The 22,393-nt window shown below is 64.8% G+C and carries 24 protein-coding genes and 1 pseudogene; 18 read left to right on the top strand and 7 right to left on the bottom strand.

All coding sequences use genetic code 11. The annotated features are described in order from the left end of the window. The first annotated feature begins 17 nt into the window (after positions 1-17). Genes pdxS through pdxT form a run of 3 tightly spaced genes read left to right on the top strand, consistent with a single transcriptional unit; the run spans position 18 to position 2,374 of the window. Entirely contained in the window at positions 18-932 is a 915-nt protein-coding gene (pdxS, locus tag HBA99_RS14525; RefSeq protein WP_030093622.1) for a pyridoxal 5'-phosphate synthase lyase subunit PdxS, read from the top strand. A 9-nt stretch (positions 933-941) separates the two neighbouring features. Continuing rightward, positions 942-1,796 (top strand): acyl-CoA thioesterase, encoded by an 855-nt coding sequence (locus tag HBA99_RS14520; RefSeq protein ID WP_030093621.1) that lies wholly within the window; start codon positions 942-944, stop codon positions 1,794-1,796. A gap of 8 nt (positions 1,797-1,804) precedes the next feature. After that, entirely contained in the window at positions 1,805-2,374 is a 570-nt protein-coding gene (gene pdxT / locus HBA99_RS14515) for a pyridoxal 5'-phosphate synthase glutaminase subunit PdxT (RefSeq protein WP_064410340.1), read from the top strand. 70 nt (positions 2,375-2,444) lie between these two features. Here the strand turns inward: pdxT and HBA99_RS14510 are convergent, their stop codons facing one another. Continuing rightward, complete coding sequence (locus HBA99_RS14510) at positions 2,445-2,972, bottom strand: hypothetical protein (protein ID WP_057965990.1); 528 nt, start codon at positions 2,970-2,972, stop codon at positions 2,445-2,447. 79 nt (positions 2,973-3,051) lie between these two features. Between HBA99_RS14510 and HBA99_RS14505 the strand changes: the two genes are divergently transcribed. Further along, the gene (locus tag HBA99_RS14505; protein WP_030093618.1) at positions 3,052-3,807 is read left to right on the top strand and encodes a YebC/PmpR family DNA-binding transcriptional regulator; all 756 of its coding nucleotides are present in this window, start codon (positions 3,052-3,054) and stop codon (positions 3,805-3,807) included. Here the strand turns inward: HBA99_RS14505 and HBA99_RS14500 are convergent. Beyond that, positions 3,753-4,364, bottom strand: a complete 612-nt coding sequence (locus HBA99_RS14500; protein ID WP_109398735.1) for a phosphatase PAP2 family protein — start codon at positions 4,362-4,364, stop codon at positions 3,753-3,755. The two genes, HBA99_RS14505 and HBA99_RS14500, sit on opposite strands and share 55 nt — an antisense overlap. 172 nt (positions 4,365-4,536) lie before the next feature. Between HBA99_RS14500 and HBA99_RS14495 the strand changes: the two are divergent. Beyond that, a pseudogene (locus tag HBA99_RS14495) lies at positions 4,537-4,998 on the top strand (methyltransferase family protein); the annotation flags it as partial. 89 nt (positions 4,999-5,087) lie between these two features. On the opposite strand, the gene HBA99_RS14490 reads toward HBA99_RS14495, so the two are convergent. Beyond that, positions 5,088-5,660: a TetR/AcrR family transcriptional regulator gene (locus tag HBA99_RS14490; RefSeq protein ID WP_030093615.1), complete on the bottom strand. Its 573-nt coding sequence runs from the start codon at positions 5,658-5,660 to the stop codon at positions 5,088-5,090. Between the two features lie 120 nt (positions 5,661-5,780). On the opposite strand from HBA99_RS14490, the gene ruvC reads away from it, so the two are divergent. The 9 genes from ruvC (at position 5,781) to HBA99_RS14445 (ending at position 16,187) form a co-directional block, all read left to right on the top strand. Beyond that, the gene (ruvC, locus tag HBA99_RS14485) at positions 5,781-6,338 is read left to right on the top strand and encodes a crossover junction endodeoxyribonuclease RuvC (RefSeq protein WP_044103943.1); all 558 of its coding nucleotides are present in this window, start codon (positions 5,781-5,783) and stop codon (positions 6,336-6,338) included. Continuing rightward, positions 6,335-6,934, top strand: a complete 600-nt coding sequence (gene ruvA / locus HBA99_RS14480) for a Holliday junction branch migration protein RuvA (protein WP_046253950.1) — start codon at positions 6,335-6,337, stop codon at positions 6,932-6,934. Before ruvC ends, ruvA begins: the two co-directional genes overlap by 4 nt. Further along, complete coding sequence (gene ruvB, locus HBA99_RS14475; protein ID WP_070952608.1) at positions 6,931-8,001, top strand: Holliday junction branch migration DNA helicase RuvB; 1,071 nt, start codon at positions 6,931-6,933, stop codon at positions 7,999-8,001. The genes ruvA and ruvB overlap by 4 nt, the downstream gene beginning before the upstream one ends. A 149-nt stretch (positions 8,002-8,150) precedes the next feature. After that, positions 8,151-8,489, top strand: a complete 339-nt coding sequence (yajC, locus tag HBA99_RS14470; RefSeq protein ID WP_030093611.1) for a preprotein translocase subunit YajC — start codon at positions 8,151-8,153, stop codon at positions 8,487-8,489. A 67-nt stretch (positions 8,490-8,556) separates the two neighbouring features. Beyond that, positions 8,557-10,323 carry a protein translocase subunit SecD gene (gene secD, locus HBA99_RS14465; RefSeq protein ID WP_057966936.1) on the top strand — a complete coding sequence of 589 codons (1,767 nt, stop codon included), beginning with the start codon at positions 8,557-8,559 and terminating at the stop codon, positions 10,321-10,323. Positions 10,324-10,340: 17 nt separating this feature from the next. After that, complete coding sequence (gene secF / locus HBA99_RS14460) at positions 10,341-11,585, top strand: protein translocase subunit SecF (protein WP_070931402.1); 1,245 nt, start codon at positions 10,341-10,343, stop codon at positions 11,583-11,585. After that, complete coding sequence (locus tag HBA99_RS14455; protein WP_070931188.1) at positions 11,585-13,261, top strand: ABC transporter substrate-binding protein; 1,677 nt, start codon at positions 11,585-11,587, stop codon at positions 13,259-13,261. Before secF ends, HBA99_RS14455 begins: the two co-directional genes overlap by 1 nt. Then, positions 13,258-13,791: an adenine phosphoribosyltransferase gene (locus HBA99_RS14450; RefSeq protein ID WP_057966938.1), complete on the top strand. Its 534-nt coding sequence runs from the start codon at positions 13,258-13,260 to the stop codon at positions 13,789-13,791. The genes HBA99_RS14455 and HBA99_RS14450 overlap by 4 nt, the downstream gene beginning before the upstream one ends. A gap of 29 nt (positions 13,792-13,820) precedes the next feature. Next, entirely contained in the window at positions 13,821-16,187 is a 2,367-nt protein-coding gene (locus tag HBA99_RS14445; RefSeq protein ID WP_030093606.1) for a RelA/SpoT family protein, read from the top strand. Positions 16,188-16,212: 25 nt separating this feature from the next. Here the strand turns inward: HBA99_RS14445 and blaMAB are convergent, their stop codons facing one another. Continuing rightward, complete coding sequence (gene blaMAB / locus HBA99_RS14440) at positions 16,213-17,082, bottom strand: MAB family class A beta-lactamase (protein WP_070924341.1); 870 nt, start codon at positions 17,080-17,082, stop codon at positions 16,213-16,215. A gap of 1 nt (position 17,083) precedes the next feature. After that, positions 17,084-18,004, bottom strand: coding sequence for a peptidylprolyl isomerase (locus HBA99_RS14435; RefSeq protein ID WP_070924340.1), 921 nt, complete (start codon positions 18,002-18,004; stop codon positions 17,084-17,086). A gap of 101 nt (positions 18,005-18,105) precedes the next feature. On the opposite strand from HBA99_RS14435, the gene HBA99_RS14430 reads away from it, so the two are divergent. The 3 genes from HBA99_RS14430 to HBA99_RS14420 are packed head-to-tail and all read left to right on the top strand — an operon-like array spanning position 18,106 to position 20,476. Continuing rightward, complete coding sequence (locus HBA99_RS14430; protein WP_030093603.1) at positions 18,106-18,777, top strand: MBL fold metallo-hydrolase; 672 nt, start codon at positions 18,106-18,108, stop codon at positions 18,775-18,777. Then, positions 18,774-20,048, top strand: a complete 1,275-nt coding sequence (hisS, locus tag HBA99_RS14425; RefSeq protein ID WP_030093602.1) for a histidine--tRNA ligase — start codon at positions 18,774-18,776, stop codon at positions 20,046-20,048. Before HBA99_RS14430 ends, hisS begins: the two co-directional genes overlap by 4 nt. Before the next feature lie 5 nt (positions 20,049-20,053). Beyond that, positions 20,054-20,476 (top strand): hypothetical protein, encoded by a 423-nt coding sequence (locus HBA99_RS14420; RefSeq protein WP_070924339.1) that lies wholly within the window; start codon positions 20,054-20,056, stop codon positions 20,474-20,476. Positions 20,477-20,480: 4 nt separating this feature from the next. Here HBA99_RS14420 and HBA99_RS14415 read toward each other — a convergent pair whose 3' ends face one another. Together HBA99_RS14415 and HBA99_RS14410 are read right to left on the bottom strand one after the other, a co-directional pair. Then, positions 20,481-20,831 (bottom strand): gamma-glutamylcyclotransferase family protein, encoded by a 351-nt coding sequence (locus HBA99_RS14415; protein ID WP_070924338.1) that lies wholly within the window; start codon positions 20,829-20,831, stop codon positions 20,481-20,483. A 43-nt stretch (positions 20,832-20,874) separates the two neighbouring features. Next, entirely contained in the window at positions 20,875-21,306 is a 432-nt protein-coding gene (locus HBA99_RS14410; RefSeq protein WP_070952652.1) for a VOC family protein, read from the bottom strand. A gap of 78 nt (positions 21,307-21,384) precedes the next feature. Between HBA99_RS14410 and HBA99_RS14405 the strand changes: the two genes are divergently transcribed. Next, positions 21,385-22,392, top strand: a complete 1,008-nt coding sequence (locus HBA99_RS14405; protein ID WP_070952607.1) for an Rv2578c family radical SAM protein — start codon at positions 21,385-21,387, stop codon at positions 22,390-22,392. The last annotated feature ends 1 nt before the right edge of the window (position 22,393 follow it).

Genomic DNA, 22,393 nt, shown 5'->3' with positions numbered 1-22,393 from the left:
CATCCAGGAGCCCTCAGTTGACTAGCACGACCAACGGAACGTCCCCCGAGACCGGAACCGGCACTGCGCGCGTCAAGCGCGGCATGGCCGAGATGCTCAAGGGCGGCGTCATCATGGACGTCGTTACGCCGGAACAGGCGAAGATCGCCGAAGATGCCGGTGCTGTCGCTGTCATGGCGCTGGAGCGCGTACCCGCGGACATTCGCGCGCAGGGCGGCGTGTCCCGCATGAGCGACCCGGACATGATCGACGGCATCATCAGCACTGTCAGCATTCCCGTCATGGCCAAGGCTCGCATCGGGCACTTCGTCGAGGCGCAGATCCTGCAGAGCCTGGGCGTGGACTACATCGACGAGTCGGAGGTGCTGACCCCGGCCGACTACACCAACCATATCGACAAGTGGAAGTTCACCGTGCCGTTCGTGTGCGGTGCCACCAACCTGGGCGAGGCGCTGCGCCGCATCACCGAGGGTGCGGCCATGATCCGTTCCAAGGGTGAGGCCGGTACCGGCGACGTGTCCAACGCGACGACGCACATGCGCAAGATCGGTGGCGAGATCCGTCGGCTCACCTCGCTATCCGAGGACGAGTTGTACGTTGCCGCAAAGGAATTGCAAGCACCGTATGACCTTGTGGTCGAGGTCGCGCGCGCCGGCAAGCTGCCGGTCACGCTGTTCACCGCTGGCGGCATCGCCACCCCGGCCGATGCCGCGATGATGATGCAGCTGGGCGCCGAGGGTGTGTTCGTCGGATCCGGAATCTTCAAGTCCGGCAACCCCGAGCAGCGCGCCGCGGCGATCGTGAAGGCCACCACCTTCTACGACGACCCGGACGTGCTGGCCAAGGTGTCGCGCGGACTGGGTGAAGCGATGGTCGGCATCAATGTGGAGGACATCGCGCAGCCGCATCGGCTCGCCGAGCGCGGCTGGTAAAACCATCTGATGGCCGATATCGAAGAGATCCTGACGCTCGAGCAGCTCGAAAAGGACATCTTCCGAGGAAACGTGACCCCGAGCAGCCTGCGCCGCACCTTCGGTGGCCAGGTTGCGGGGCAATCGTTGGTCTCGGCCGTCCGCACCGTCGAGCCTCAGTACCTGGTGCATTCCCTGCACGGATACTTCCTGCGGCCCGGAAATCCCAACGAGCCCACTGTGTTTCTCGTTGATCGGGTACGCGACGGCCGCTCGTTCAGCACCCGCCGGGTCACTGCGATCCAGGACGGGCAGGCGATCTTCAGCATGTCGGCCTCCTTCCAGACGCTGGACACCGGCATTGAGCATCAGGATCTGATGCCGCCCGTCCCGGCCCCCGAGGACCTGCCCGATGTGCAGGACGCGGAGGGGTCGTTCAGTCACGATCTCTTCCGGCAGTTCGCCGAATGGGACATCCGGATCGTCCCCGACGAGCTGATGGACCGGAACCCGCGGCTGGCCGCGCAGCAGCGGGTGTGGTTCCGCTGCCGCAAGCAGCTTCCCGATGATCCGGTGCTGCACATCTGCGCGCTGGCCTACATGAGCGATCTGACGCTGCTGAGCTCTTCCAAGGTGCCGCACCGCGACGCGGTACTGCAGACCGCGTCCCTGGATCACGCGCTGTGGTTCCTGCGTCCGTTCCGTGCCGATGAATGGCTGCTGTACGACGAGACGTCGCCGTCGGCCGGATACGGACGGGCGCTGACTCAGGGCCGGATTTTCGATCGCGAGGGCCGGATGGTCGCGGCGGTGGTACAGGAGGGGCTGACCCGGTACGAGCGCAACCCCGACGAGGCGTCGATCGCCAAGGGGAACATGGCGTGAGCCCGTTGATCGGCGTGCTGGCATTACAGGGTGATGTCAGGGAACATGTTGCTGCTCTGGAAGATTCGGGTGCGGACGCGCTTGGCGTGCGCCGTCCCGAGGAACTCTCCAAGATAGACGGGCTGGTCATTCCCGGCGGGGAGTCGACCACCATGAGCAACTTGCTGCGCGTGTTCGAACTGCTGGACCCGCTCACCGAGCGTCTGCGTGGTGGTCTGCCGGTTTACGGATCCTGCGCGGGCATGATTCTGCTGGCTAGCGAGATACTCGATACCCGCCCGGATGCGGTGGCGCTGGGCGCGATCGATATGACGGTGCGGCGCAATGCGTTCGGGCGCCAGGTGGACTCATTCGAGGGTGATCTGGATTTCGTGGGGCTCGATGGTGGGCTGCACGCGGTGTTCATCAGGGCGCCGTGGGTGGAGCGGGTCGGCACCGATGTCGAGGTGCTGGCCACCGCGCAAGGGCATCCGGTCGCGGTGCGGCAGGGCAGCGCGTTGGCGACGTCGTTTCACCCCGAGGTCACCGGAGACCGGCGAGTGCACCAGCTGTTCGTCGACATGGTGCGCGGGGCCTGACGCCGAGCGCATACCAGGCGCAGCGATTCTGCTCGATTCATCTGCGTGCGGTATGCACTCGACGCGGTGGTTACCAGCGCAGCATGGGCATCGGGCGTGACGGGTGCTTGAGCGTCCACTTTCCGGCGGTTCGCAATAAGAATCCGTGAAATCCGCCGTAGGGGAGTGCCTCGACCACCTCGCGCACATCGGCACGTTCCAGTCCGGTCCAGGCGTACAGGCCGCGGAAAGCATCGATCCGATCGCCCAGCCGGAAGGTCTCGACCCATAGATCGTCGGCCGACCTGAGCTTGTGGTGGTCGGCCACCATTGCCTTGAGACGATCGATATCGGTGATACCGAACTCCGGTGCCAGCTGCTCGGCGAGTGCCACCGAGGGATCCAGATAGTCCCAGGTCCCCGCCGTCCAGATGCCGATATCGTGCGTCGCCCACGCCAGCGCGATCTCGGGCGGCGCCTGCGTCATGCCGAGAAGACGGAGCTGGTAGTTCATGCCCCTGTACAGATGATTGCGGTAATCGGTGAGGCTGTCTCCGACGGTTGACGCGTATCGGTCCAGGACAGTGTCGACAATCGGGTCGGCTACCAGGACAGTCATGTGATTCACCCTAGGTGCGCGAGTACACTCGGGCAGCGCAGAAGTGCGACAGAACCTAGAGAAAGTAGTACACGGGTACATGAGCGGCCATTCCAAGTGGGCCACCACCAAGCATCAGAAGGCCGTCAAAGACGCGCGCCGTGGCAAAGAGTTCGCCAAGCTGATCAAGAACATCGAGGTCGCCGCGCGTACCGGTGGCGGAGACCCGGCTGGCAACCCGACGCTCTATGACGCCATCCAGAAGGCCAAGAAGACCTCGGTGCCCAACGACAACATCGAGCGGGCCCGCAAGCGCGGTGCCGGCGAGGAAGCCGGTGGCGCCGACTGGCAGACCATCATGTACGAGGGCTATGGCCCCAACGGCGTCGCGGTGCTTATCGAGTGCCTGAGTGACAACCGCAACCGCGCTGCCGGTGAGGTTCGGGTCGCGATGACCCGCAACGGTGGCAGCATGGCCGATCCGGGATCGGTGTCGTACCTGTTCTCTCGCAAGGGTGTTGTGACGCTGGAGAAGAACGGTCTGTCCGAGGACGACGTGCTCACGGCCGTACTGGAGGCGGGCGCCGAGGAGGTCAACGACCTGGGCGAGACCTTCGAAGTCATCTCCGAGCCCACCGACTTGATCGCGGTCCGTCAGTCACTGCAAGAGGCCGGGATCGACTACGAGTCGGCGGAGGCCAGCTTCCAGCCGTCGATGAGCGTGCCGGTCGATGTCGACACCGCCCGCAAGGTGTTCAAACTGGTCGACGCACTGGAAGACAGCGACGACGTGCAGAACGTCTACACCAACGTGGATTTGTCCGACGAGGTGCTCGCCGCGCTCGACGAAGACTGACCTGCAGCCCAGAACGCCAGGGTCACGACCGCGGTGGTGACCAGGACGGCACCGATGGTGTCGGTGAAGTAGTGATACCCGCAGGCGACCTGCCCGAGTAGTCCGAGCATGCTGACAATCGCGGCCGCGATGTATGCCCAGAGGGCTCCGCCGGCGACCAGCACCAGCATCCCCGTCACGGCCACCACGAAAGTGGTGTGGCCGCTGGGATACGCGAGGTATCCGCCCTTCTCGCGCCCGACGAGCATCTTGGTGGCCTGGGTGGTCCAGTTCGCGATGAAGGGGCAGACGAGGACAACTGTCGCGACCCGCCAACGCCGCCGATACAGCTCGAACCCGATGCACACCACGAGCACCGGAACCAGGAACACCCAATCGGTGAAGAACAGCAGCCAGCGTGGCTGCACCCCGAACGCGACCTGGGTCGCATCGAAAAACCACCTGTCGAACGGCGTTGAGCCTTTCCCCACGGAGAACCCGAGTATCAGCATCAAGATCACGCCGAGGGGAGGCCACCACTGAACCGTTTTCTCGCTGGGCAGTTTTCCGACAGACACTCCGACGACAGTAATCGGACCCAGACGGCGGGCCCGAATCGTGCCGATGGCCGGGAATCAAATGTCACTGGACGGCGTTACTGTGACGTCAACAACTGTTGGTCAACATCTGTTGACTTGAATGTCAAGCAGGCGTACATATAAGACATCCACGAGTGAGGGGAGGCCCGTCATGGCCACACAAACAGTCGCCCCGGCGCCTGAAACGACAACCCTGTGGCGCACTGCGCGCGCGGTTCTCGCGCTGCCGGTCACCGTGACGGTTCTGATCCCGTTGGTGATCCTCTACGGATCCGGCATGCAGGTGCCGTCGTGGATGTCGGATCAGATGTCGATGACGGCGACGGTGATCGGGACCCTGCTGGTGGCCGCCGGCCTGTTCCTGGTGACGCGCACCGTCATGCTCTTCCATCAGACCGGCAAGGGCTCCCTGGCGCCCTTCGATCCTCCAGTACGTCTCGTCGTGCTTGGCCCGTACCGCCACATGCGCAACCCCATGATCACCGGCGTCATCGCCATTCTGTTGGGTGAGGCGCTGGCGGTGAACTCCATGGGATTGCTGATCTACGCGGCCGTTTTCGTGGCCGTCAACGCGATCTACTTCCCGCTGGTCGAAGAGCGCGGCCTGCTGCGGCGGTTCGGCCGCGACTATGCGGAGTACGCACAGCACGTACCGCGGTGGGTGCCACGGCTGAGCCCGTGGACGCAGCCCGAGAGCGCGCGTTAAGGCGCCTCGCAATCGCAGTCGCAATCTAGGTAAGCCTGGATGGTCGGCGCGATGAGTTCGATGATCTGTTCGTGCGTCATCGCGGGTACGTTGCCGAGCCGGATGACGTAACGGCACATCGCTAGGCCGATCATTTGGGTACCGATCAGCGCCGCGCGTTCCATGGCCCGATCCGCGGTCAATGACTCGATGACCGGAACCATCTGGCAGCTAAAAATCTCCTCCATGCGCGCCCGTGCGGACTCGTGGGACACCGCGGCCCGTAGCAACGCGACCATGGTGTCGTCGGCTTCCCATTGGGTAAGGAAGTGCTGGACCAAGCTCGCTCCGAGTTGATCACGCGGAATCTCGGCTAGTTCTTCGGGAAAATGTATGTCGAAGTTGGCCGCGGCGGTGAACAGTTTGGCCTTGTTGCCGTAGTAGCGCATGACCAGGGACGGGTCGATGCCCGCAGTTGCGGCGATGGCCCGTATGGTTGCCTTCTCGTAGCCGACGCCCGCGAAGTGTTCCTGGGCGGCCTCGAGGATGGCCGCGCGAGTGGCGTCCGATCGCCGAGGTTCGGTAGACATGCGCTGAGCTTAGGCCAACGGATGTTGACATTTGCAGAGCCCTCGCGTGTTGCTATGCCGAATGGGTGATCTCTCTCGATATGCTATCGAACAACTGTTCTACGGCGAGAGGGCTGGCGCGTGCGAGTGATGGGAGTCGACCCGGGGCTCACCCGGTGTGGTCTGTCCATGGTCGAGGCATCCTCGGGTCGCAAGGTGGTGGCCCTGGATGTCGACGTCGTGCGCACTCCGGCCAATCAGCCTCTGCCGCAACGGCTTTTGGCGATCAGTGAGGTCGTCGAGCATTGGATGGACACCCACCGTCCCGACGTGGTGGCCATCGAGCGCGTCTTCGCTCAGCAGAACGTGTCGACCGTGATGGGTACCGCCCAAGCGGGCGGAATAGTCGCGCTCAGTGCCGCAAAGCGGGGCATCGAGGTGTATTTCCATACCCCGTCGGAGGTCAAGGCGGCCGTCACCGGCAATGGCCGGGCAGATAAATCCCAGGTGACCGCAATGATCACGCGCATCCTGCAGTTGCAGACGGCGCCGAAGCCCGCCGACGCGGCCGACGCCCTGGCCCTGGCAATCTGTCACTGCTGGCGTGCGCCCATGCTGGCGAGAATGGCGAAAGCGGAGGCCGCCGCCGAAGAGCAGCGGAAAGCCTTCGCGGCCCGGATGAAGGCGGTAGCCCGATGATTGCTTCGGTCAATGGCGAGGTCATCGACATCGCGCTCGATCATGTGGTGATCGAGGCCGCCGGAGTCGGATACCGCGTCAACGCCACCCCGGCCACGCTGTCGACGCTTCGGCGCGGCGCCCAGGTGCGGCTGATCACGGCGATGATCGTGCGCGAGGACTCGATGACGTTGTACGGCTTCACAGATACAGATGCCCGCGACCTGTTCCTGACGCTGCTCGGTGTCTCCGGCGTGGGGCCCAAGATCGCGATGGCCACGCTCGCGGTCTACGACGCGTCGGCCCTGCGCCAGGCGCTGGCCGATGGTGATGTCAATGCGCTGACCCGGGTGCCGGGGATCGGCAAGCGTGGCGCCGAGCGCATGGTGCTGGAGCTGCGCGAGAAGGTGGCGGCGGCTCCCGGTGGCACCACCGAGCTGGGCCGGGGTACCGCATCGTTGGTGCGCACCCAGGTCGTCGAGGCCCTCATCGGCCTCGGATTCGCCGCCAAACAAGCCGAACAGGCCACCGATACCGTTCTGGCTCAAGACAATTCCGAGGGAGACACCTCGACCGTGCTGCGGTCGGCGCTGACGTTACTGGGTAAGACACGATGAGCCGCTTCGACGAGTTTGATGGCGCGGAGGACGACTTCGATGCCGGTCCCGAGCTGTCTGGTGCGCTCACCGTCGGGGAGAACGATATCGACGCCGGACTTCGGCCCAAGTCGCTGCGGGAGTTCATCGGCCAGCCGCGGGTGCGTGAGCAGCTGGATCTGGTGTTGTCCGGTGCGAAAAATCGCGGCGGTACTCCCGATCACATCCTGCTGTCCGGACCGCCTGGGCTGGGGAAGACCTCGCTGGCGATGATCATCGCCGCCGAGCTGGGCTCTTCGCTGCGGGTGACCTCGGGCCCGGCGCTGGAGCGGGCGGGTGACCTAGCGGCGATGCTGAGCAATCTGGTCGAAAACGATGTGCTCTTCATCGACGAGATTCACCGCATCGCCCGGCCCGCCGAGGAAATGCTGTACCTGGCCATGGAGGACTTCCGGGTCGACATCGTCGTTGGCAAGGGCCCCGGTGCGACGTCCATCCCCCTGGAGGTGGCGCCCTTCACGTTGGTCGGCGCGACAACCCGTTCGGGGTCGCTGACCGGGCCGCTACGTGATCGCTTCGGATTCACGGCGCACATGGACTTCTACGAGTCCGAAGAGCTCGAACTCGTGCTCGCCCGATCGGCCGGAATCCTCGGCATTGAGCTGGGAGCCGACGCGGGCGTGGAGATTGCCCGGCGTTCGCGCGGCACCCCGCGCATCGCCAACCGATTGTTGCGCCGGGTCCGTGACTATGCGGAAGTGCGTGCCGACGGCGTCATCACCGTGGACGTTGCGAAGTCCGCTCTAGAGGTCTACGACGTGGACGAACTCGGGCTGGATCGCCTGGACCGGGCGGTGCTTTCCGCGCTGACCCGCAGCTTCGGCGGCGGGCCGGTGGGGCTGTCGACCTTGGCGGTGGCCGTCGGGGAGGAGTCGACCACCGTCGAAGAGGTATGCGAGCCGTTCCTGGTGCGCGCCGGGATGCTCGCGCGAACGCCGCGCGGGCGGGTGGCCACGGCGTTGGCGTGGACGCATCTGGGTCTCACCCCGCCGCCGCAAGTGCTGGGGCAGGCCGGGCTGTTCGATTGAGAGGACGCTTGAGTCCAGGACGCGCAGGTCCGGGGTTCGCGTCAATTCCACAGAGTCGGATGGCACACTGGTGACTTGTCGCGTGCTTGTTTCACGCAGACCCTGCCTGACCTCGTGAAGACCCAACGGAAAGAATCCCGAAAGCCGCCATGGAATCGATCATCGTCTTTTTGCCGCTCATCCTCGTTATGGGCGCGTTCCTCTTCTTCGCGAACCGGCGGCAGCGCAAAGCTCTGGACGCCACCATCGAGCTTCACGAGTCCCTGGCGATCGGTGACCGGGTGCACACCACCTCCGGCCTGCAGGGCACCATCGCCGCCGTCACCGACGACACCGTGGACCTGGAGATCGCGCCGGGTGTCGTGACGCGCTGGATGAAGCTCGCAATCCGCGACAAGATCGTCGATGAGGCCGAGGACGCCGATGACACCGCTGGCGAGGCATCGCGCGACGTCGAGAGCTCCGGGGTCGAGCTGACCAAGGAGTAACGGCTCCGCCGTTACTCACCCCTGAAAGCCTCCCGACCCGCCCTCGACAAGCAAGGAGACCGGACACGTGGCCTCGCCATCGGCCCCTGTGCACCCCGCGCGTTATCTAGCTGCCTTCCTGGTGTTGCTGATTGGCGCTTACCTGCTGGTGTTCCTGACCGGCGACAAGCACGCCAAACCCAAGCTCGGTATCGACCTGCAGGGTGGAACCCGCGTCACGCTGACGGCGCGCACCCCTGACGGTTCCAAGCCGACCAAGGAAGCACTGACGCAGGCGCAGCAGATCATCAATGCGCGCGTCAACGGACTCGGCGTCTCCGGGTCCGAGGTCATCATCGATGGCGACAACCTCGTCATCACCGTGCCGGGTAACGACGGCAGCGAGGCCCGCAACCTCGGTCAGACCGCCAAGCTCTACATCCGGCCCGTCATTCAGATGGTGCCGGCGCAGCCCAGGGAGAATCCCCAGCCCGGGGCCCCACAGGGCGGTCAGCCGGGCGGCGCCGGCCAGGAGGCGACACCACCGGAGCCCGGCGGTGGCAAGCCCGCACCCGCGGCGCCTTCACCGAAACCGCAGCCTCGTCCGTATCCGGCGCAAACCACCACGATGCCGCCACCTCCGCCGCCAGCACCGGCGACGCAGCCCGCGACGCCGAATGCCACAACGTCTCCGGCGGCTCCGCCCGCCGATCTGCCGCCCAAGCCGGGTAGCGGCGAGGAACGCAAGCAACTGATCGACTTCGAGAAGCAGATCAGGCAGAGCGAGGATCCGCGGATCCAGATGCTGGCCCTGCAGGTTCAGTCCTCGCGCTGCTTCGACCCCGATGACCCGCTCGCGGGCAACGACGATCCGAACCTTCCGTTGGTCACCTGCGGTGACGACAGCCAGGGTGGCAAGGCCGCCTACCTGCTGGACAAGTCGATCATCAGCGGGGAAGAGATCAAGGACGCCAGTTCCGGACTCGACCAGCAGCGCGGTATCTATGTGGTGAGCATGGAATTCAAGCCGACCGGCGCGAAGGTCTGGGCGGACTACACCTCTGCGCATTGGCAGCAGGGCACCCAAACGGCATTCACGTTGGACTCCAAGGTGATCAGCGCTCCGGCCATCCGCGAACCCATCCCGGGCGGCAAGACCGAAATCAGCGGGCAGTTCACGTCGGACTCGGCCAAGCAGCTCGCCGCGGCGCTCAAGTACGGTTCACTGCCACTGTCGTTTGAATCCTCCGATGCCGAAACCGTTTCAGCCACACTCGGATTGACCTCGCTCAAGGCCGGTCTGATCGCGGGCGCCATCGGGTTGGCGATTGTGCTGCTGTACTCACTGATCTATTACCGCGTGCTCGGCATCCTGACCGCGCTGTCCCTGGTCGCCTCCGGCGCCATGGTGTTCGCCATCCTGGTCCTGCTGGGCCGGTACATCTCGTACACCCTGGACCTGGCCGGCATCGCCGGTTTGATCATCGGCATCGGCACCACCGCGGACTCCTTCGTGGTGTTCTTCGAGCGCATCAAAGATGAGATACGAGAAGGCCGTTCCTACCGTTCGGCGGTGCCGCGCGGTTGGGCTCGTGCCCGTAAGACGATCCTGTCGGGCAACGCGGTGACCCTGCTGGCCGCCGTGGTGCTCTACGCCCTGGCCATCGGGCAGGTGAAGGGCTTCGCGTTCACCCTGGGCCTCACCACCATCCTGGACGTCGTGGTGGTGTTCCTGGTGACGTGGCCGCTTGTCTACCTGTCCTCCAAGTCCGCGACCCTGTCCAAGCCCGTGTACAACGGGCTCGGCGCGGTCCAGCAGATTGCCCGCGAACGTAAGGCGGCGGCACACGCATGAGCACCAGCAACGACACCGTGAGCAACGGCAACGGGACCGAAAAGGACGTCGTGGACGGCACGGACAAGGCCACCGCGACGGACGCCAAGTCCAGCGCGGTGGAAACCACCACTGCGGCACCAGAACACGGGTTCTTCTATCGGCTGTACACCGGAACCGGTGCCGTCGACGTCGTCGGCAAGCGCACCCTGTGGTTCGCGATCAGTGGCGCGTTCATGGTGGTCGCGATCTTGTCGATCGCGATCAAGGGATTCGTCTTCGGTATCGACTTCGAGGGCGGCACCAAGGTGTCGTTCCCGAAGGGCCAGGCCACCGTCCAGCAGACCGAGGACGTCTTCAGTCAAACACTGGGCCGCGATGCCGAATCGATCGTCGTCACGGGAACCGGTGACTCGGCCTCGATTCAGATTCGCACCGAGACACTCGACAACGAGGAATCGACGAAGCTCCACAAGGCGCTCTTCGATCGGTTCGCGCCCAAGGGATCTGACGGCAAGCCGTCCATCAACGCCATCAGCGATTCGGCGGTATCGGAAACCTGGGGCGGACAGATCACCAACAAGGCGCTGTGGGCGCTGGGTGTGTTCCTGGTGCTGTCCGGTATCTACATTGCCGTACGTTACGAGCGCTACATGGCCATCGCCGCACTGGCCGCGCTGGTATTCGACCTGCTGGTCACCGCGGGTGTGTACTCGCTGGTGGGCTTCGAGGTCACCCCGGCGACGGTGATCGGTCTGCTCACGATCCTCGGATTCTCCTTGTACGACACCGTGATCGTGTTCGACAAGGTCGAGGAAAATACGCACGGATTCCAGCACACGTCGCGGCGTACCTTCGCCGAGCACGCCAACCTGGCCGTGAACCAGACCTTCATGCGCTCCATCAACACCAGCCTCATCTCGGTGATCCCGGTGCTCTCGCTCATCGTGGTGGCCATTTGGCTGCTGGGGGTGGGCACGCTGAAAGACCTTGCGCTGGTTCAGCTTGTCGGCATCCTGGTGGGCACGTATTCGTCCATCTTCTTCGCGACCCCGCTGTTGGTGGCATTGCGTGAGCGCACTGAGCTGGTGGCGAGCCACACCAAGAAGGTGCTGAGCCGCCGCAAGCCGGACGCCGCGCCCCTGGCCGATACCGGCTCGGGAACCAAGACGGTCAAGGCAGCGGCATTGGCTACCTCCGACACCTCGACAACCACGGTGCGACCAGCGAAACCCAGGCCCGGCGCCCGCCCTCAAGGTAAGCGGAACGTACGGCGGCACTGATGGATTCACGGAGTCCAGCACGGACCGGGGCAAGACGGATCGCTCGAATCGGCGCCATCGCGACCACGGTGCTACTGGCGGCGGGGTTGCTGACCTCGTGTTGGACCTCGGCGGCGAAAACGCTTGACTACGCCGTCGATGGCCGCCTGACGACGTACAACGTCAACAGTGTCGCGGGGAATGCCTCGGCGGGGGCACAGGCCTTCAATCGAGTGCTCACCGGGTTCGGCTTTCACGGACCTGACGGTCAGGTGATCGCTGATCACGACTTCGGCAGCGTCGAGGTCGTCGGCCGCATTCCGCTGGTGCTCGACTACACCATCAACGAAAAGGCCGTCTACTCCGACGGCAAGCCGGTGACCTGTGAAGACATGGTGCTGTCCTGGTTCGCGCAATCCGGCAGGCTGCCCGACTTCGATGCGGCAAGCACGGCGGGATACGCCGACATCTCCACGGTGGATTGCAAGCCCGGACAGAAGACCGCCCGGGTGACCTTCGCGCCGGATCGAGCCTTCACCGACTGGACCCAGTTGTTCGCCGCCACCACGATGTTGCCGTGGCATGTGATCGCCGACAAGCTCGGTGGGGGCGCGGACCTGATCGGCGCCATCTCCGCCAATGACGTTCCGACACTGCAGAAGATCGCCGAGTTCTGGAACAACCAGTGGAATCTGGGCTCCGATCTGGACCTCTCGAAGTTCCCCTCGTCAGGGCCCTACAAGCTCGACGGATACAACGACGATGGTTCGGTTGTGCTTGTCGCCAACGACAAGTGGTGGGGGAGCCCGCCGGTGACCAAGCGGGTCACGGTGTGGCCCAGCGGGATCGACGTGCAAAAGCGGCTGTCCGACGGTGATCTCGAGGTTGTCGACGTCGCTGCCGGATCAGCCGGGACGCTCACCGCGCCTGACGGGTTCGCGCGTACCGAGGAGCCCGGTTCCGGTGTGGAACAACTCATCTTCGGCGCCGGGGGATCGGTCGGAGCTCCCGACCTGCGCCGGGCGGTCGCACTGTGCACTCCGCGCGATGCCATCGCGGGAATCGCCGGGGTGCCGGTGATGAATGCGCGACTGGATACCAGCATCGGGGACTCGTTCGCCTCGGTGGAGGCCGCCGCCGAGGCGGGACGGTTCATGCGTTCGGACCCCGTCGCGGCCCGCGCTGCCGCGGCCAATCGTCCGCTGACGGTCCGGGTGGGATACCAGGCGCCCAACCCGCGCCGCGCGGCCATCGTCTCCGCCATGGCGCAGGCCTGCGAACCCGCCGGAATCACCGTGCAGGACGTCAGCTCGCCCGAGATCACCCCACAGTCGTTGCGGAACAACCAGATTGATGCGCTGCTCAGCTCCATCGGCGGAGCCCCCGGAAGTGGATCGACGGGTTCGTGGCTCATGGATGCGTACGCCCTGCGTTCCCGCGAGGGGAAGAACCCGGCGAACTATGCCAACGGCCAGATCGACGGCATCATCGCTGCCTTGGCGGTGACCACCAACGCCCGGGATCAGAGCAGGCTGCTCGCCGATGCTTCGGCGATTTTGTGGAATGACCTGCCGACGCTGCCGCTGTACCGGCAGCCGCGCGTACTGATCGCACCCAAGACGATGTACGCCGCCACCCCGAGCGTCACCCGGTGGGGCACCGGCTGGAACATGGACCGTTGGGTGTTGCCCGCGTGACCTCGGCCGACGCCGTGACGGCGCTCATCGACGGGCTGACCCGGAAGGTCGCCGACTTCCCCGAGCCCGGGGTCCAGTTCAAGGATCTGACGCCGTTGTTCGCCGACGCCGATGGCCTCTCACAGGTCACCGATGCGTTGGCGCAGGCGGCCTCGGGTGCCACGCTCATCGCCGGTATCGACGCCAGGGGCTTCCTGCTCGGCGCGGCCGTGGCGATTCGCCTCGGGGTAGGCGTCCTGGCGGTACGCAAGGCCGGAAAGTTGCCGCCGCCGGTGCATTCTCAGACCTATGAACTCGAGTACGGCACCGCGGCGCTGGAGATTCCCGCTGACGGGGTGGACCTGACCGGCCACCGCGTGGCGATCATCGATGATGTGCTGGCGACCGGGGGCACGCTCGCGGCGACAGTGAAGCTCTTGAGCACCGCCGGAGCAGAGGTTGTCAGCGCCGGTGTTGTTCTGGAACTCGCTGGTCTGGGCGGCCGTGCGGTCGTGGCGCCGCTGCCATTAACTGCGCTCCGTGTGATCTGAGCGTTAATCTAGGCGGTAGGAGGTGAACCGTGGCTGACGAGCAAGCGCCCAGCGAGAATCAGGTCGCGGTCGAATCCCTGCCTGTCGTGAGCGATCCAGCCACACCGACCTCGGATTCGCTGCGGGTCAGCGGCACCATGAGTGCTTCGCGCCGGGTGCGGGCCCGGCTGGCCCGCCGGATGACAGCCCAGCGTGGCGCCGTCAGCCCGGTCCTGGAACCGCTGCTTGCCGTCCATCGCGAGTTCTACCCCAAGGCCGACCGTTCGGTGCTGCAGCGCGCATACGAGGTGGCAGAGAGCCGGCACGCCGAACAGTTCCGCAAGTCGGGCGATCCCTACATCACCCACCCGATCGCCGTGGCCAACATCCTGGCGGAGCTGGGCATGGACACCACCACACTGGTTGCCGCGATCCTGCATGACACCGTCGAGGACACCGGCTACAGCCTGGAGCAGCTGACCACCGAATTCGGCACCGAAGTCGCCCACCTGGTCGACGGCGTGACCAAGCTCGACAAAGTGGTGCTGGGCAACGCGGCCGAGGGCGAAACCATCCGCAAGATGATCATCGCGATGGCACGTGACCCTCGAGTGCTGGTGATCAAGGTCGCCGACCGGCTGCACAACATGCGCACCATGCGGTTCCTGCCGCCCGAGAAGCAGGCGCGCAAGGCCCGCGAGACGCTCGAAGTCATTGCCCCACTGGCGCATCGCCTGGGTATGGCCACGGTCAAGTGGGAGCTCGAAGATCTGTCCTTCGCGATTCTGCACCCCAAGAAGTACGAGGAGATCGTGCGGCTAGTCGCCGACCGGGCACCGTCGCGCGATACCTATCTGGCCAAGGTGCGCGCGGAAATCGTTGCCACGCTCAATGGTTCGCGAATCAGTGCCACCGTTGAGGGGCGACCCAAGCATTACTGGTCGATCTATCAGAAGATGATCGTCAAGGGCCGTGACTTCGACGATATCCACGACCTGGTGGGTGTGCGGATTCTGTGCGACGAGATTCGTGACTGTTACGCCGCGGTCGGCGTGGTCCACTCCCTGTGGCAGCCGATGGCGGGCCGGTTCAAGGATTACATCGCCCAGCCGCGTTTCGGTGTTTACCAGTCCTTGCACACCACTGTCGTGGGCCCCGAGGGGAAGCCGCTGGAGGTGCAGATCCGTACCCGCGATATGCACCGTACCGCCGAGTACGGCATTGCCGCGCACTGGCGGTACAAGGAAGCTAAGGGCCGCAACGCGGTACCGCAGTCACATGCGGCGGCCGAGATCGACGATATGGCGTGGATGCGTCAGCTGCTCGACTGGCAGCGTGAGGCCGCCGACCCGGGCGAGTTCCTGGAATCGTTGCGCTACGACCTGGCGGTGCAGGAGATATTCGTCTTCACCCCCAAGGGTGATGTCATCACCTTGCCCGCCGGATCGACCCCCGTCGACTTCGCGTACGCGGTGCATACCGAGGTGGGACATCGCTGCATCGGCGCCCGGGTCAACGGACGGCTGGTGGCGCTGGAGCGCAAGCTCGAAAACGGGGAAGTGGTGGAGGTCTTCACCTCGAAGGCCGCCAACGCCGGTCCCTCACGCGACTGGCAGACCTTTGTGGTGTCGCCGCGCGCCAAGGCGAAGATCCGGCAGTGGTTCGCAAAGGAGCGCCGCGAAGAGGCGCTCGAGGCCGGTAAGGACGCGATCGCGCGTGAGGTGCGCCGTGGTGGACTTCCGTTGCAGCGCTTGGTCAATGGCGAAGGTATGGCCTCGCTGGCCCGCGAGCTGCGCTACCAGGACACCTCGCAGCTCTACACCGCGGTGGGCGAGGGGCATGTGTCGGCGCGGCATGTCGTGCAGCGACTGGTCGCTCAGCTCGGTGGTGTGGACAGTGCTGAAGAGGAACTGGCCGAACGGTCCACACCGTCGACCATGCCGATTCGCCAGCGGCGTTCCGATGATGTGGGCGTGGCCGTCCCGGGCGCACCGGGTGTGCTGACCAAGCTCGCGAAATGCTGCACCCCGGTGCCCGGGGACCAGATCCTTGGATTCGTCACGCGCGGCGGGGGAGTCAGCGTGCACCGTACCGACTGCACCAACGCCGAATCTCTGCAGCAGCAATCGGAACGGATCATCGAAGTGAATTGGGCGCCGTCGGCGTCCTCGGTCTTCCTGGTCGCCATCCAGGTGGAGGCGCTGGACCGGCACCGGTTGCTCTCCGATGTGACGCGCGCCCTGGCCGACGAACGGGTGAACATCCTGTCGGCCTCGGTGACCACTTCGAATGATCGCGTGGCCATCAGCCGCTTCACATTTGAGATGGGCGACCCCAAGCATCTGGGCCACGTTCTCAACGTGGTGCGCAACGTCGAGGGCGTCTACGACGTTTATCGGGTGACGTCGGCCGCCTAACGCCCGTTATCGGCGCGCCAGACGGCTAGGCGCCGAATGCCTTGAGCGCGATGCGGGTGGCCGCCGCGATGGTCGGCTTGCCCTGAGTGGACTTCGGATCATCGGGGACCGTCAGCACGGCGACGACAATCGGCGCACGGCCGGTCGGCCAGATTACCGCGATGTCATTGGTCTCACCTTTGAATCCGCTGCCGGTCTTGTCGCCGACCGTCCATGCCGTCGGGACTCCCGCCCGAATCGACTGGTCGCCGGTGGTGTTGCGCTTCAACCAGTCGGTGAGCAGATCACGGCCCTGCGCATCGAGCCCCTCGTCGAGCACCAGCCTGCGCAGATTGGTCACCAGCTGCTGCGGGGTCGAGGTGTCCAGATCGCCGTCCGGGACGTTCAGCTGATCCTCGGTGCGATCCATGCGAGAGACGTTGTCGCCCAGGCTCCGAACGAATTTCTCTGTCTGCTTCGGACCACCGAGCTGCGCGATCAACAGGTTGGCGCCGGTGTTGTCGCTGTAGCGCAGGGTTGCATCGCACAGTTCCGAGACGGTCATGCCCTCGGCCACATGCTGGGACGTGACCGGTGCCCACTCCAAGAGGTCGGACTGCGCGTACCGAATCCGCTTGTCCAGCAACCCCGGTTCACTCAGGCGGCGGTGCAGGATGGCCGACACGATGAAGGTCTTCACGGTCGAGCACATCAGGAAGCGTTCATCTGCCCGGTGGCCCAGGGTGGCGCCCGAACCCGTATCCAGCGCGAACACGCCGACGCGTCCACCGAAATCCTTTTCGAGGGAGGCGAGTTCGGATGGCGAGGTTCGGCTTTCGGTGCTTTGTGAACAACCAACAGCCGCCAGAGCAACTGCCGACAATCCACCTACGAGTGCTGCGCGACGCGAGATCATGTCAGTCGAGCTGCAAATCGATGATCTTCACTTCTTGCGCGGGTGCGCCATCGCCCGCGCCACGTGGCCCGGGCTTGATCCCGTTCTTGGCGATCTTGGCGAGGGTGTCCATCCCGGTCTTATCGATGGTGCCGAACACCGTGTACTGCGGTGGCAGCTTCGAATCCTTGTAGACCATGAAGAACTGGCTGCCATTGGTCCCTGGCCCCGCATTGGCCATCGCCAACGTGCCGGCCGGATAGACAACGGCTTGCTGGGCGGCCGGATCATCGGCCTTGTACGCAGTGGTCGGGTACTCGTTGTCGAACTCGTATCCCGGACCGCCCGAACCGGTGCCCTTGGGGTCGCCACACTGCAGTACCGACAACCCGCCGCTGGTGATCCGGTGGCAGATGGTGTTGTCGAAGTAGCCGCCCTGCGCCAGGCTGGCGAAGCTGTTCACCGTGCACGGAGCCTTGGCGTTGTCCAGAACAAGGCCGATATTGCCCTGGCTGGTCTTCATGCTGGCGGTGAGGGTCGGCGGATCGGTTGGGATCTTGCCGGACCGTGGCATCTGCTTCTCGATGGTCTTGGCGGGCGCATCTGCCGGCCGGTACTGGCAGTTGGCGCCCACCTCCGCGGAGGGTACGAACTTCGGAAGCGCGGGCCCGGTGACGGGCGGTTCATCGGGTGTCGGCAACGAAGAGGTTGGTGGCGCGTCGACCGTGGAGACCGGGGTGGTGGAGGCGTCCAGAGCCGCATCGGTCTTATCGCTCTTGCTGATGGCCAGCCACGCGGTGATGGCCACGGCCACGACGACGGCGACGACCGCGGCACCGCTGATCGCCCAGATCCGCTGCTTACGGGCGCGCTCTGCACGGTTCTCCAGCTGTCGCTCCAGCTTGCGCTTGGCAGTCTGGCGTCGCTGCTCGTTGGTCGGCACCGGGTTCTCCTTTAGGGCTTTCGTTGAAGAATTTGGGTCGCCAGAGAGTGTGCCAGCCACACCTGAGAGATGGGGCAGGACCCGCCGCCTAAGCTGGTCGGGTGCTGATCACCGGTTTTCCCGCGGGCATGTTCGCCACGAACTGCTATATCGTGGCGCCCCACGAGGGCGGCCCTGCCGTCATCGTCGACCCCGGCCAGGAGGCGATCCCTGGTGTCAAGGAGATCCTCGCCGAGCGCGACCTCACCCCTGAGGCGGTGCTACTCACTCATGGGCATCTGGATCACACCTGGACCGCGCAGCCGCTCGCCGATGAGTACGGGATTCCCGTCTACATCCACCCCGACGACCGCGTGATGCTCGCCGACCCGCTCGCCGGCATCGGTCCGGGGCTGGCTCAGTTCATCCAGGGCGTGGAGTTCACCGAGCCCAAGGAGCTCGTCGAGATCGGTGATGGGGACAAGCTCGAGCTCGCCGGGATCACACTCACCGTCGACCACACGCCAGGGCACACCCGTGGCTCTGTGGTGTTCGGCATCGAGGTCGACAGTGACAACGGGCCCATCGACGTGGTCTTCAGCGGAGACACCCTCTTCCAGATGTCGATCGGGCGCACCGATCTGCCCGGTGGGAACCATCAGCAGCTGCTTGATTCCATTGCGGCCAAGTTGCTCACCCGCGACGACTCCACCGTCGTGTTGCCGGGGCACGGCAACGCCACCAGCATCGGCGACGAGCGTCGCGCCAACCCGTTTCTCGAGGGAATCCAGTGAGCGAGAAGACTTTTAGTGCCCCCAAGGGCATCCCGGATTATGTGCCGCCGGACTCCGCGCAGTTCCTGGCTGTTCGTGACGGGCTACTGGAGCAGGCACGGCTGGCCGGGTACGGCTACATCGAGCTGCCCGTGTTCGAGGACACCGGGCTGTTCGCGCGTGGAGTGGGCGAGTCCACCGATGTGGTGAGCAAGGAGATGTACACCTTCGCCGACCGCGGTGATCGGTCGGTGACCTTACGTCCGGAGGGCACGGCCTCGGTGATGCGTGCGGTCATCGAGCATGGCCTGGATCGTGGCCAGCTTCCGATGAAACTGCGTTACGCCGGCCCCTTTTTCCGCTATGAGCGACCGCAGGCCGGTCGCTACCGTCAGCTGCAGCAGGTCGGCGTGGAAGCGATCGGCGTGGACGATCCGGCCCTGGACGCTGAGGTGATCGCCATCGCCGACGCCGGGTACCGCTCTCTGGGCCTGACCGGCTTCCGGTTGGAGATCAGCTCGCTGGGCGACGCCTCCTGCCGCCCGCAGTACCGAGAGCTGTTGCAGGAATTTCTCTTTGGCTTGGATTTGGATGAGGCGACGCGAGAGCGGGCCCGTATCAACCCGATTCGGGTGCTCGACGACAAACGCCCCGAGGTGCGCGAGATGACGGCCGATGCGCCACTCATGCTCGACCATCTCTCTGAGGAGTCCAAGGCACATTTCGATCAGGTTCTGGGCCATCTGGATGCGCTGGGCGTGCAATACGTGGTGAACCCCCGGCTGGTGCGCGGCCTTGACTACTACACCAAGACCACATTCGAGTTCGTGCATGACGGCCTCGGTGCGCAATCCGGGATCGGTGGCGGAGGTCGCTATGACGGACTGATGGCGCAGCTTGGTGGACAGTCGTTGTCGGGTATCGGATTTGGGCTCGGTGTGGACAGAACCCTGCTCGCCCTGCAGGCCGAGGGTGTGACGGTGGGCGATAGCGGTCGCTGCGAGGTGTTCTGCGTGCCCCTTGGACAGGACGCGAAATCGGCGCTCGTCAAGGTGGCGGCGCAACTGCGCACCGCGGGTATTCGCACCGATATCGCGTACGGCGACCGCGGGCTCAAGGGAGCGATGCGCGGCGCCGATCGCTCTGGAGCCTCGATTGCGCTGGTCGCCGGGGACCGGGAAATCGGTGAGGGAAACATCGAGCTCAAGACGCTGGCGGACGGAGTTCAGCAGCCCGTGCCGATCGGTTCGATTGTCGACGAAGTAACGGCGCGGCTAGCATCGCGGATATGACACGTATGGGACGTATCACAGCAGCTCTGCTCGCCACGACCAGTACCGCAACGTTGACGCTGGCGTCGATGGCCATGGCCCCGATGGCGGAGGCGGCACCGCACCAGGTGAAGTATGTGATCAGCTCCGACCGTGACTTCCTGTCGCAGACCCTTGTGCTGCAGAACGAGCCGCCGAGCGCATCGGCGTATGACTCGGAGTCGAGCAAGTATCTGGTGCGCGCATCGACCCGCATCGCACCCGATGCTCCATTCGTCGTGGAGACCACGTTGAACGATCCGACTCAGTGGGCATATGTGAGTGCGAGCGCGGCGGCCAAGGCCGTTACCGGCGCACCTGTCTTCCACTGTGAGGTGTACGTGGATGGTGCCCTGGCCACCCAGGCCGATGGCGAAACCGCCGTCACCTGCTCGCTGCGAAAGTGGTAACCCGCTAGCCGGCGAATACGTAGACCCAGGCCGTCGCGCCCGAGCGTAATGGCACCGAAATGCGTTGGTAGTCATCGACTTCGTACTCGTCGGCAGCGGCCAGCTGCTCCGCGGTGATCGAGAAGACCGTGCCAGGGACCTGCGCTGCGGAATCAGCCGAGGGGCGCAGGATGGGGTGGCGGTCGCTGCCGCTGGTCGCGATGACATGCGGGTCGGTGATGGTCACGTAGTCCAGATCGAATCCCACGATGGCATCGGCATGGCCGTCCAGTTCCTGCCCGAACGTGGTGCGCTGGACCTCGGCCTGCTGCAGGGTGCCATAGGAGAACAAGAGCTCGGTTGGGGTATCCGTCACGCGGTCAGTCAACCAGGGCGGCACCTGGAGTGCATCTGGATGCTCAGCTGCCGAGGTACACGACGCCGTCCGGGTCTATCCGCCAGCCGGGGTTATGGGCGATTTCCCAGATCAGCCCGTTGGGGTCCTGAATGTGGGCGTGGAACACCCCGCCGAATTGCCCCGGCTGCGGCGGCTTGAGAACCGTGCCGCCGGCGGCCGCCATCGTGCCGGAGAGCGCGGTCACGTCCTCGGGAGAATCGACGTTGTGTGCCAGGGTGATCCCGGAGACTCGCGAATGGTCACCGGGTGTGGCGAGATCTTCGTTGAACTTGTCTGCCAGGAAGAAGCCCAGCAGCTGCCCGGGTGCTGACTGGTAGAAGACGATCTCGCCTTCCACGTCGAGCAGTGGAGTCCAGCCCAACGCGCCATAGAAATGTCGCGTCGCATCCAGATCCGTTGCGGCAATGGTGACGAAGTGCAACTGCTGCTTCATGAAACCCAGCCTAGTTTTGTGTTCCGACACTGGATGAGGGGATTGACAGCGGTATCGAACATATGTTCGCATAAGGGTATGCGGTGGGATGGTCAGACGCTGGCGGCCGACGACGGTGCACTCCCTGGCTTGGAACGTATTGGCTTGGTGCGCAGCGTCCGTACGCCCGAGTTCGAGGGCATCACCTTTCATGAGGTGTTGTGTAAGTCCGCGCTCAACAAGGTGCCCGCGGTGTCGATGCTGCCGTTTCGGTTTACTGTCAACGCGTTTCGTGGATGCGCGCATGCCTGTCGCTACTGTTTCGCGCGTCCGACCCACGAATATCTGGAGTTTGACAGCGGCGCCGACTTTGACAGTCAGATCATCGTGAAGACCAATCTGGTGCCGGTGCTCAGGAAGGAACTGGGGCGAAAGTCCTGGAACCGTGAGACGGTCGCACTGGGTACCAACACCGATCCCTATCAACGGGCCGAGGGGCGCTATCAGCTGATGCCGGGAGTTATTGCGGCCCTGGCGGATTCGGGAACGCCGGTGTCGATTCTCACCAAGGGCACCCTGCTGCGCCGGGATCTGCCGCTGCTCGCCGAGGCGGCCCAGCAGGTCCCGGTGAGCCTGGGAGTATCGCTGGCCATCGGCGACGAGACGTTGCACCAGGCGGTTGAGCCGGGGGTGCCGACACCGCAGGCGAGGCTGTCGCTGATCGCCGCGGCGCGTGAGGCCGGGTTTGAACCGCACGTGATGGTGGCGCCGGTGCTTCCGTTCCTCACCGACACGGTGGAGCATCTCGACGACCTATTGGGCCGCATCGCCGATGCCGGTGCCGCCGGTGTCACCGTGTTTCCTCTGCACTTGCGTGGGACAACACGCGGCTGGTTCATGTCATGGGTATCGCAAGCGCACCCCGAACTCGTCGGTCGATACCGGGAGCTGTACCGCAAGGGCGCGTACGTACCCGCCGAGTACCGGGCGTGGCTGCGTGATCGTGTGGGGCCATTGGTGAGTAAGCACGGGCTGGCGTCGCATCGTGAGGAAACCCCTACGAGGCCAGTTAAATTGACGCCCGCGTTGGAGCCCACACTGTTCTGAT

This window comes from Mycobacteroides chelonae (genome assembly GCF_016767715.1).
Taxonomy (GTDB): domain Bacteria; phylum Actinomycetota; class Actinomycetes; order Mycobacteriales; family Mycobacteriaceae; genus Mycobacterium; species Mycobacterium gwanakae.
Note: the sequence above shows the minus strand (reverse complement) of the source record. Positions and strands in the feature narration are given on the sequence as shown.

Bases quoted from the DNA above. Each gene is read 5' to 3' on its own strand.
- HBA99_RS14520 (WP_030093621.1), top strand. From the start codon at position 942: ATGGCCGATATCGAAGAGATCCTGACGCTCGAGCAGCTCGAAAAGGAC.
- HBA99_RS14510 (WP_057965990.1), bottom strand. From the start codon at position 2,972: ATGACTGTCCTGGTAGCCGACCCGATTGTCGACACTGTCCTGGACCGA.
- HBA99_RS14505 (WP_030093618.1), top strand. From the start codon at position 3,052: ATGAGCGGCCATTCCAAGTGGGCCACCACCAAGCATCAGAAGGCCGTC.
- HBA99_RS14490 (WP_030093615.1), bottom strand. From the start codon at position 5,660: ATGTCTACCGAACCTCGGCGATCGGACGCCACTCGCGCGGCCATCCTC.
- ruvA (WP_046253950.1), top strand. From the start codon at position 6,335: ATGATTGCTTCGGTCAATGGCGAGGTCATCGACATCGCGCTCGATCAT.
- ruvB (WP_070952608.1), top strand. From the start codon at position 6,931: ATGAGCCGCTTCGACGAGTTTGATGGCGCGGAGGACGACTTCGATGCC.
- yajC (WP_030093611.1), top strand. From the start codon at position 8,151: ATGGAATCGATCATCGTCTTTTTGCCGCTCATCCTCGTTATGGGCGCG.
- HBA99_RS14455 (WP_070931188.1), top strand. From the start codon at position 11,585: ATGGATTCACGGAGTCCAGCACGGACCGGGGCAAGACGGATCGCTCGA.
- blaMAB (WP_070924341.1), bottom strand. From the start codon at position 17,082: ATGATCTCGCGTCGCGCAGCACTCGTAGGTGGATTGTCGGCAGTTGCT.
- HBA99_RS14420 (WP_070924339.1), top strand. From the start codon at position 20,054: ATGGGACGTATCACAGCAGCTCTGCTCGCCACGACCAGTACCGCAACG.
- HBA99_RS14410 (WP_070952652.1), bottom strand. From the start codon at position 21,306: ATGAAGCAGCAGTTGCACTTCGTCACCATTGCCGCAACGGATCTGGAT.
- HBA99_RS14405 (WP_070952607.1), top strand. From the start codon at position 21,385: ATGCGGTGGGATGGTCAGACGCTGGCGGCCGACGACGGTGCACTCCCT.